This is a genomic window from Salipiger sp. (assembly GCF_059781815.1).
The window spans coordinates 1-8,300 of the sequence record NZ_JBYNAH010000229.1; the positions used below are offsets into that span (position 1 = coordinate 1).

Annotated in this window: 8 protein-coding genes; 1 reads left to right on the plus strand and 7 read right to left on the minus strand. The window is 68.1% G+C overall.

From position 1 onward, the window contains the following. A partial coding sequence (locus AC6RA4_RS20770; RefSeq protein WP_500163578.1) for an extracellular solute-binding protein occupies positions 1-849 on the minus strand: 849 nt, incomplete at its 3' end. A 212-nt stretch (positions 850-1,061) separates the two neighbouring features. Between AC6RA4_RS20770 and AC6RA4_RS20775 the strand changes: the two genes are divergently transcribed. Continuing rightward, a complete protein-coding gene (locus tag AC6RA4_RS20775; protein WP_500163579.1) occupies positions 1,062-2,375 on the plus strand; it encodes an amidohydrolase family protein in 1,314 nt (437 codons plus the stop codon). Positions 2,376-2,379: 4 nt separating this feature from the next. Here AC6RA4_RS20775 and AC6RA4_RS20780 read toward each other — a convergent pair whose 3' ends face one another. The 6 genes from AC6RA4_RS20780 to AC6RA4_RS20805 all read right to left on the minus strand — a co-directional run bounded on the left by AC6RA4_RS20780 (position 2,380) and on the right by AC6RA4_RS20805 (position 8,247). Then, positions 2,380-3,048 carry a GntR family transcriptional regulator gene (locus AC6RA4_RS20780; RefSeq protein WP_500163581.1) on the minus strand — a complete coding sequence of 223 codons (669 nt, stop codon included), beginning with the start codon at positions 3,046-3,048 and terminating at the stop codon, positions 2,380-2,382. Positions 3,049-3,163: 115 nt separating this feature from the next. Further along, positions 3,164-4,492, minus strand: coding sequence for an amidase (locus AC6RA4_RS20785; protein ID WP_500163582.1), 1,329 nt, complete (start codon positions 4,490-4,492; stop codon positions 3,164-3,166). Continuing rightward, positions 4,489-5,790, minus strand: a complete 1,302-nt coding sequence (locus AC6RA4_RS20790) for a TRAP transporter large permease (RefSeq protein WP_500163583.1) — start codon at positions 5,788-5,790, stop codon at positions 4,489-4,491. Before AC6RA4_RS20790 ends, AC6RA4_RS20785 begins: the two co-directional genes overlap by 4 nt. Before the next feature lies 1 nt (position 5,791). Beyond that, positions 5,792-6,346, minus strand: coding sequence for a TRAP transporter small permease subunit (locus AC6RA4_RS20795; protein WP_500163585.1), 555 nt, complete (start codon positions 6,344-6,346; stop codon positions 5,792-5,794). Positions 6,347-6,412: 66 nt separating this feature from the next. Further along, entirely contained in the window at positions 6,413-7,444 is a 1,032-nt protein-coding gene (locus AC6RA4_RS20800; RefSeq protein ID WP_500163586.1) for a TRAP transporter substrate-binding protein, read from the minus strand. 35 nt (positions 7,445-7,479) lie between these two features. Further along, positions 7,480-8,247, minus strand: a complete 768-nt coding sequence (locus AC6RA4_RS20805; RefSeq protein WP_500163588.1) for a maleate cis-trans isomerase family protein — start codon at positions 8,245-8,247, stop codon at positions 7,480-7,482. Positions 8,248-8,300: the final 53 nt, after the last annotated feature.

Below are 8,300 nucleotides of genomic sequence, written 5' to 3' on the forward strand. Positions count from 1 at the left end.
CAGTTCGGGGTTCGGGCCGCCCTTCACCAGGCAGATGCCCGAGGGCATGGCGAAGATGCCTTCCTTGGGCGCGGCGAGGTCGACCGGCACGCCCTCGGCCTTGCGCGGCAGGGTGTAGGACGAGAAGTTGCCCGCAAGCATCGAGATCTCGCCCTGCTCGAGCAGGTTAAACGCCTGCGACATGGTGGTGTAGACCGACAGCAGGTTCGGCTTCAGCTCCTCGAGTTTGGCGAAAGCCGCGTCGACCTCGTATTGCGCTTCGGAGAAGGGCTTGCCCGAGCCCAGCATCGCCGCGACGAACATCGTCCACATGCCCTCGGTGTTCTGCAGCGACGGGATGATGATCTGACCGGCATTGGCGCTGTCCCAAAGCGCTTCCCACGACGGCACGCCCTCGGAAAAGTCGGTGTTGTAGGCCACCCCGGCCCAGGGCTGGACGTAGTTGCACCACATGCCGTCCATGTGCACCGCGTCGGGACGCAGGTCGGTCATGTTGGGCACCGCGTCGGCGGTGATCGGGCTCAGCAGGTCGGCCTCGACGGCCTGGATCATCACCGGGTCGTCCATCTGCACGACCGAGAGGTAGGGGGCATCCTTGTTGGACGACATCTTCTCGAGGTTGACCGAGGATTTCGTGCCCTCGAACAGGATGTCGGCGCCAATCGCCTCCTTCATGTGCGGGGCGACGATCTCTTCCATCCAGGCGGTGTGCGAGCCGGCGCAGCCGATGACGATTTCGCTGGACTGGGCGCGCAGGATCGACGGCGCGGCAAGGGTGCCGGCGGCGGCCATGGCCGAGGTCTGCAGCAGGGTGCGGCGGGTGAGGCCGGGTGTGTGACGAAGCTTCATGATGGTCCTCTCTGTTCCGGTAGCGGAGCATTTCGCGTGATCAAGGGTCGATTCTGGTGTCGACTTGCAAATGGAATGCCATTTGACTTAGCTCGAGTCGGCCGGGATCGCGTGGCACGAACGTGCGAAGAATCGGCCCTGAACACGAAGACATCAAAATTTGTGCAACGCGGAGCATCGGCGCTCCGTTTGGCAGCGAAAGGAAAACTCAAATGGCATCCCATTTAAGGAACGTCACTGTCCTGACCTCGGGCGCACCGGTCGCTGCCGGGATGGACCTCACCGTTGACGATGCCGGCATGATCACCGGGATCGGCCCTGACCTCGCGACGCCGGAGGCCGCAGAGGTGATCGATGCGGGCGGGGCGCTCTGCCTGCCGGGCCTCGTGAACAGCCACAATCATTCCCCGCTGATGATCGTGCGCGGCATGGTCGAGGATCGGGGCTTTGCCCCGGCCTATATTCCGGGCGTGCCGCAGGGCCATTGGCTATCCGACGAAGAAAGCCTCGCGCTGGCGCGACTGGGGGTGCTCGAAATGCTCTGCGCGGGCGCGACCACCATCGTCGACTACTACCGCTGCCCCGAGGCGCTGGCCCGCGCGGCTGACGAGCTTGGCCTGCGCGCCATGGTCGGCGGACGGGTGATGGACATGGACACGGCGGCGCTGGCGGAAGGACGCTTCGAGCGCACCCCGGCGCTCGGCGAGGAGACGCTGCGCGCGGCGCTCGATCTGGTGGACAAATGGGACGGGCACGACCGCATCGGCACAATCCTCGCGCCACATGCGCCCGACAGCTGTTCGCGCGAGATGTTCGTGCAGATCCGGGCGCTTGCGGAGCGCAGCGGCAAGCAGGTCCACACCCATCTCAGCCAGTCGCAGATGGAGGTGGATCAGCTTCTCGCGCGCGAGGGGATGACGCCGACAGAGTTTCTCGACGATCTCGGGCTGCTGTCGCCCGACCTGATCGCGGCGCATTGCATCTTCATGTCCGACAGCGACATCGCCCGCTTCGGCGCCGCCGGCGCCGTGGTCGCCCATGCGCCCATCGGCAATGCCAGCTTTGGCGCGGCGGCCCCGATCAAGGCGCTTCAGGCGGCGGGGGCGCGGATCACGCTCTGCACCGACACCAAATCCGCCGACATGTTCGAGGCGATGCGCATGGCCATTGCCTCGGCGCGCTGGCGCGCCGGGATGTCGTTCGATTTCAACGCTCTGGAGGTGTTCGGCTGGGCCACTGTCGCCGGGGCGGAGGCGCTGAAGGGCCATGGCGCGACCGGGCAGCTGCGGGTCGGAGATCCCGCCGACCTGATCCTGCTCGATCCGCTGGCGCCGAACCTGCGCCCGGTGATCGACGGCTTCGGCGTGGTGGCGCATTCCGCCTCGGCCGGCAACGTGACCGATGTCATGGTGCAGGGCGAGTGGCTGATCCGCGACCGCGCGCCGACCCGGGTCGATGCGGCCGAGATCGTGGCCGAGGCGCAGCGCGTCGCAGAGGGGCTCTGGGCCCGGGCCGAGGCGGGCTGAGCCGTCAGAGCAGGGCGGCGACGGTGGCGCCGGTGTGCAGCAGGTGCTGCCGCCAGATCCGACCGGCGCTGTCCGCATCGCCCGCGCGCAGCGCCCGCATCAGCTCTTCATGTTCCGCGACCGCTTCCTGCAGGCGCTCGGGCTTCATGATCGCCAGAAAACGACCGCGACGGGCACGGGCCATCAGTTTGCGGTGGGTCTCGGTGACAATGGGATTGCCGCAGGCCTCGACGATCAGGTCGTGGATTTCAGAATTGGTGTCGAAGTAATCCGAGTGGTTGCCGATCTTGTGGTAGGTCAGCATCCGGTCGTGCATCTCTTCCAGCCGGTCGAGGGTCTCGGGGTCGATGCGCTCGGCCAGCCGCTCGGCGGCCAGACTCTCGAGAGAGGCGATCACGTCGAACAGCGCCAGCGCTTCCTCGGCGCCGTATTGCAGCACCTGCGCGCCCTTGTTGCGCGAGATGGTGATCAGCCCGTCGGCATCGATCAGCTTCAGCGCCTCGCGCACGGGCGTGCGCGACACCTCGAGCTCGGCCGAGATCGTGCGTTCGACGATCCGCGAGCCGGGCGGGTAGACGCCCTTGACGATGCGGTCGCGGAGAATGTCCGCAACCCATTGCGCGGTCGCCGTTGCGCTTTCCGGTCTCTGTGTGGGGGCGGTGTCTGCAACCATGTCAAATGCCTTGGCGAACGCTTCGCTGATATGGCATGCCATTCTGGTGCAGCGCCAGAGGAAATCAAGCGCATGGTATCGCAGCCCGACCCGGAGGGGCGGACGCGTGGCGACCTCAGGTGTCGAGTGACTGGGCCAGCGTGAGCAGGGCGGGTTCGCTGCCGCGATCTCCGACCAGCTGCATGCCGACGGGAAGACCGTCCGAGAGGCCGGCGGGAAAGGCGAGGCCCGGCAAGCCGGCCGCGTTGACCCAGCCGGTATAGACCGCGTGGCCGCGCGGCCCGACGCTCTGGTCCTCGATGCGCTCGGGGTAGACCTCGGTCGCGGGCCAAGGCGGCGCGGCGGCGGTCGGCATCAGCACGGCATCATGCCCCCAGAGGCCGCGCACCGCTTCGCGCAGGGCGAAGACCCGAGTCAGCGCTTCGTAGAGTGTCACCGCGCTGACCTCGGCGCCGCGGCGGGCCATGTCGCGGTACTTCTCCGCCGCGGCCGCCAGCACCGGCGGGTCGCGCCATGCGAGGTGGGCGAGGCCGATCTCGGCCATCTGGGCCCAGACCTCGTTGAGCGGGGCCAGATCGAGCGGCAGCCCGCCGGTGACCACCTCGTGACCGAGTGCCGTGAGGCGCGCGACGGTCTCGGCAAAGGCCGCACGGATGCCCGCGTCGCAGGGCGCGCCGGCGATGCGCTCGACCGCGAGGATGCGCAGCAGGCGCGGCTCGGGGCGATAGGGGCTGCGCGACAGCACCGCGTGGAACAGCGCGAGGTCGCGGGCGGAGCGGGTGATCGGGCCGACGGTCTCGAAATCGAGCAGCACCTGCGCGAGCCCGCCGCCGCGGCGCACGCTGCCGATGCCGGGCTTCAACCCCCAGAGCCCGGTATAACCCGCCGGGCGCCTGATCGAGCCGCCGCCATCGGTCCCGAGCCCAGCGACCGCCATCCCGGCGGCCACCGCGGCGACCACGCCGCCCGAGGAGCCGCCCGGCGTCAGCGTGGGATCGAAGGGGTTGCGGGTCACGCCGAAGGTGAGGTTGCCGGTGTAGCCCTCGACGGCAAACTCGGGCGTATTGCCCTTGCCGAGCACGATGGCGCCGGCCTCGCGCAGGGCGGCCACCGGCAGCTCGTCATGGTCGGGCACCCTCCGGCCCAGTTCGGCATTGCCCCAGGCGGCGGGAAGTCCGGCGGAGACGAGGTTGTCCTTGATGATCACCGGCACCCCGTCGAGCGGCCCCGAGGGGCGCCCCGCGGCCCAGCGGTCGCGGGCGGCGCGGGCGAGGTCGAGGGCATCGTCGGCGCGGGCGGAATAGGCGTTGAGCCCGGGATCGAGCCGCGCGATGCGCTCGAGATGCGCTTCGGCGACGGTCAGCGGATCGGTCGCGCCGCTGCGGTATCCGTCGAGCAGGGCGGTGGCGTCGGGGACGGTGTTCATCTGATCGAGCGGGCTCATCGTCCGATTGCCTCCGGCAGCCAGGTTGCGATTGCGGGCCAGAAGATCAGCGCCGAGGTGAAGAGCAGCATCAGCGCGGCATAGGGCACGGCGCCGGCCACCACGTCGGTGAACGGGCCCTTGTCCCCGCGCACCCCGTGCACGACGTAGAGGTTCATGCCGACCGGCGGCGTGATCATGCCGAGCTCGCACATGAGCACTACGAAGATGCCGAACCACACCGGATCGATCCCGGCGGCGACGATGATCGGCACCACGATCGGGATGGTCAGCACCTGCATCGAGAGCACGTCCATGAACATGCCGAGGATCAGGTAGAACACCATCAGCACGAAGAGCAGCTCGACCGGCGTCAGCCCCAGCCCGTCGACCCAGCGCGACATCACCCCGGTGATGCCGCCAAGCGCCAGCGTCACGTTGAGGGTGAAGGCGGCCACGATGATCAGGAGGATCATACCGGTGGTCTTGGCGGTCTTGCGAAAGCAGGTGTCGAGGAAGGCGAGGCTGAGCTTGCCCTCGTACCAGACGAAGCCAAGCGCCACGATCACCGCCAGCGCGGCGCTTTCGGTGGGGGTCGCGATGCCGAGATAGATCGAGCCCATGACGATCAGGAACACGGTGGCGGCGGGCACGAGATGCCTCAGCGCGCGCAGCTTCACCCCGAGGGGCACATGCGCGTCCTGGAACTCGCCGCCGGGGGCGAGAATGTCCTGCGCCGCGATGAAGGCCATGAACAGCAGGGTCAGCAGGATGCCCGGGATGATGCCGGCAAGAAAGAGCTGCCCCACCGAGACGCTGGCCAGCGAGCCGTAGACCAGCAGGTTGACGGAGGGCGGGATCAGGATGCCGAGCGTACCGCCGGCGGCCAGCGAGCCCAGCGAGCGCGACGGGCGGTAGCGGCGCTCGGTCAGGGCGGGCAGGGCCACGGTGCCGACGGTGGCGGCGGTGGCGACCGAGGAGCCCGAGGTCGCGGCAAACAGCGAGCAGCAGCCGATATTGGTGTGCAGGAGCCCGCCGGGCAGACGCCCGAGCCACAGCGCCAGCGTGGCGTACATGCGGTCGGCGAGGCCCGAGCGCAGCAGCAGCTCGCCCAGCAGGATGAAAAGCGGGATGGCGGTCAGTACGGGCTCGTTGGAGGTGCCCCAGAGCACCGGCCCCATGCTTTTCAGCAGGACCGGCCCGTAGAGGATCATGCCCCCGGCCACGCCCATGGCGACCATCACGGTGGCGACCGGCAGGCCGGCCAGAAGCAGGCCCATCATCACGATGAAGCCGAGGAAGACGTCGATAATGCTCATGTCAGCGGCCCTGAAGCTGTTCGAGCTCTTCGGAAAGCTCGTCTTCGGCGGTCTTGGGGTTGAACTCCTCGGCCAGTTGCCGGTGGCGGCCGGCGAGGAACAGGCGGGTGGCGCGCCACGCCATGACGAAGGAGCAGAGCGCAAACACGGCGAGCCCGGCATACCAGGCCGATTGCGGCCAGATCAGCGGCGTGCGCCACGGCGTCGCGGCGGTCGAGCCGTAGGCCATGGTGTCGGCGATCACGAACCAGCCGACATAGAGGAAGAACAGGCCCAGCACGCCGAGCGAGATCACCGAAAGCCAGTCGACCAGCGCCTGCAGCTTCACCGGGAAGCGCGCGTGCAGCACGTCGATGCGGATGTGGGCCCGGTCGATCATCGCGACGATGAAGGCGAGCGAGGCGCCGAGGGCGAGGATGTAGCCCCCGAGCTCGTCGGCGCCCTGCAGCGAGGTGTTGAAGAGCTTCCGCAGCACCGTCTCGAGCGCGACGAAAGCGGACAGGAACAGCAGCGACCATCCGAAGAGGCGGCTGATCCAGGTGGCAAGACGGTCCATGATACGCTCCGAAAGGTGGCGGGAAGGAGAGACGGGCAGGCCATCGGGCCCGCCCGTCGGGTGAGCTTACATGTTCTTGCCGGCGCCGACGGTTTCCATCCACGCTTCGGAGCAGCCCGGGTTGGTGGCGTCGCAGACCTCTTTCCACGCCGGGAAAGAGACGTTGGGCACTGCGGTCCCGACCAGCTCCTTGTCGGCGGCGGTGGGCTCGACCAGCGTGAGGTCGTACTTGGTGCCGGTCTCGCAGGGCTCGGCGCCGGTGTTGCAGTTCACCGCGTCGGTGAACAGCTCTTCCGAGTATTCCCAGATCCGGCCGACGAGCGCATCGAAGCCGGATTGCAGCTTGTCCTGCTGCTCGGGCGAGAGCGCGTTCCAGGTGTCGAGGTTGATGCCGTAGCCGTTCATCGCGAGCTGGAAGGCGATCGGCAGGGTGTAGGAGCTGACCTCGGGCCAGCCGGCGGAGTTCGCCGAGGACGGGCCGGTGATGGCGCAGTCGACCACGCCGCGGGCCAGCGACTGCTGCACCTCGGGGAAGCCGATCGGCACCGGGGTGCCGCCGACGAGGCTGACGAACTCGGCGAGGTTCTGGTCATAGACCCGGACCTTCAGGCCCTTGAGATCGGCGAGCGAGGCGATCTCGGGCTCGCAGAACAGCACCTGCGGGCCGAACGGCCAGACGCCAAGCAGCTTGGTGTTGAACTTCTCCTGAAGCTGGGCGTCGACGACCGGGGCAAAGGCCTCGACGGTCGCCTTGCCGGTCTCGTAATCCGGGTTCAGGCCGACGAGATCGAGGCCGAGGATGGTCGGCTCGTCGCGCGACACCTGGCTCAGGCGCAGCGACACGATGTCGAAGAGCCCGCCCTTGAGGATGCGCAGCTGCTCGGTGTCCTTGATGCCGGTGACGTCGACGGGCTGGTAATCGGCGGTAAAGCCCTCGAGGCCGGTTTCGGCGGCGAAGTTCTCGAAGAACGGCTGTTCGACGTTCTTCTGGATCAGGCCGGTGGCGACGGGCTGGCCCATCACGCGCAGCGACTCGGCGCCGGCAGGCACAGCGAGGACGGCCAGCGCCGCGGCGCAGGTTGCGATCTTGCGGATCATGTCTTGGTCTCCTTGAAGGGTGTCTGTCGTAAAGGTCAGTGGGTACTGATGACGTCGAGGCTGGCGACGCGCTGGAACACGCTCCCCCAACCGGTGATGCGCGCCGGGTCGAGCCCCGTCTCGCGCAGGCAGTGGGCCGCCGTGACGGCGACGGAGTCGAGCACCGGGATGCCGGTGGCAGCCTCGATGCGCTCCGCGACGGGGGCGCCGCGGAAATTCGTGCAGACGATGGCGATGGCGTCGGGCCGCGCCTGTGCCACCTGCTCGATCATTGCACCGACCTGCGCGGGGGCATAGGTGCCAAAGTTGTAATTCACGCTTTCCTCGAGCCGCGCCTCGGCGACGATCTCGATGCCCTGTTTGGCATAGTTGGCGGCAATCCGGCCCTGGATTTCGCCGATATAGGGCGTGACGAGCCCCAGCCGGCGCACGCCCATGTCGCGCAACAGCGCATCATAGGCGAGCATGGTCGAGGTGGCGGGCACGCCGGTGCGCTCGGTGATCGCGGCGCAGAGCTCGCGGTCCTTCTCAAGACCGAGCCACGAGGCCGAGGTGCCGTTCCACGCGATGACATGCGGGTTGGCCTCTGCCAGCCGCTCGGCAGCCTCGAGGATCGGCTCGAGGGTGAACTGCGACTGCGAGGCGCCCGACATCGAGATCTCGACCACGCGAAAGCGGCCAAAATGGGCGCTGGCCTCGTCGCCAAAGGGCGCGAGCATGGCCGAAGTATAGGGCTCGAGCACGGTATTGGACGAGGGGGTCAGCATGCCGATGCGGCGGCCGTCGAGGCGCGGAAAGCTCATGCGAGGCATCCTCGGGCAGCAGGGAGGGCAGGGGCGGTCGGCATTGCGGGTTG

What these genes read in the sequence shown, in the direction of transcription:
- AC6RA4_RS20805 (WP_500163588.1), bottom strand. Translation starts at nt 8,247, where the DNA reads ATGAGCTTTCCGCGCCTCGACGGCCGCCGCATCGGCATGCTGACCCCC.
- AC6RA4_RS20790 (WP_500163583.1), bottom strand. Translation starts at nt 5,790, where the DNA reads ATGAGCATTATCGACGTCTTCCTCGGCTTCATCGTGATGATGGGCCTG.
- AC6RA4_RS20780 (WP_500163581.1), bottom strand. Translation starts at nt 3,048, where the DNA reads ATGGTTGCAGACACCGCCCCCACACAGAGACCGGAAAGCGCAACGGCG.
- AC6RA4_RS20800 (WP_500163586.1), bottom strand. Translation starts at nt 7,444, where the DNA reads ATGATCCGCAAGATCGCAACCTGCGCCGCGGCGCTGGCCGTCCTCGCT.
- AC6RA4_RS20775 (WP_500163579.1), top strand. Translation starts at nt 1,062, where the DNA reads ATGGCATCCCATTTAAGGAACGTCACTGTCCTGACCTCGGGCGCACCG.
- AC6RA4_RS20785 (WP_500163582.1), bottom strand. Translation starts at nt 4,492, where the DNA reads ATGAGCCCGCTCGATCAGATGAACACCGTCCCCGACGCCACCGCCCTG.
- AC6RA4_RS20795 (WP_500163585.1), bottom strand. Translation starts at nt 6,346, where the DNA reads ATGGACCGTCTTGCCACCTGGATCAGCCGCCTCTTCGGATGGTCGCTG.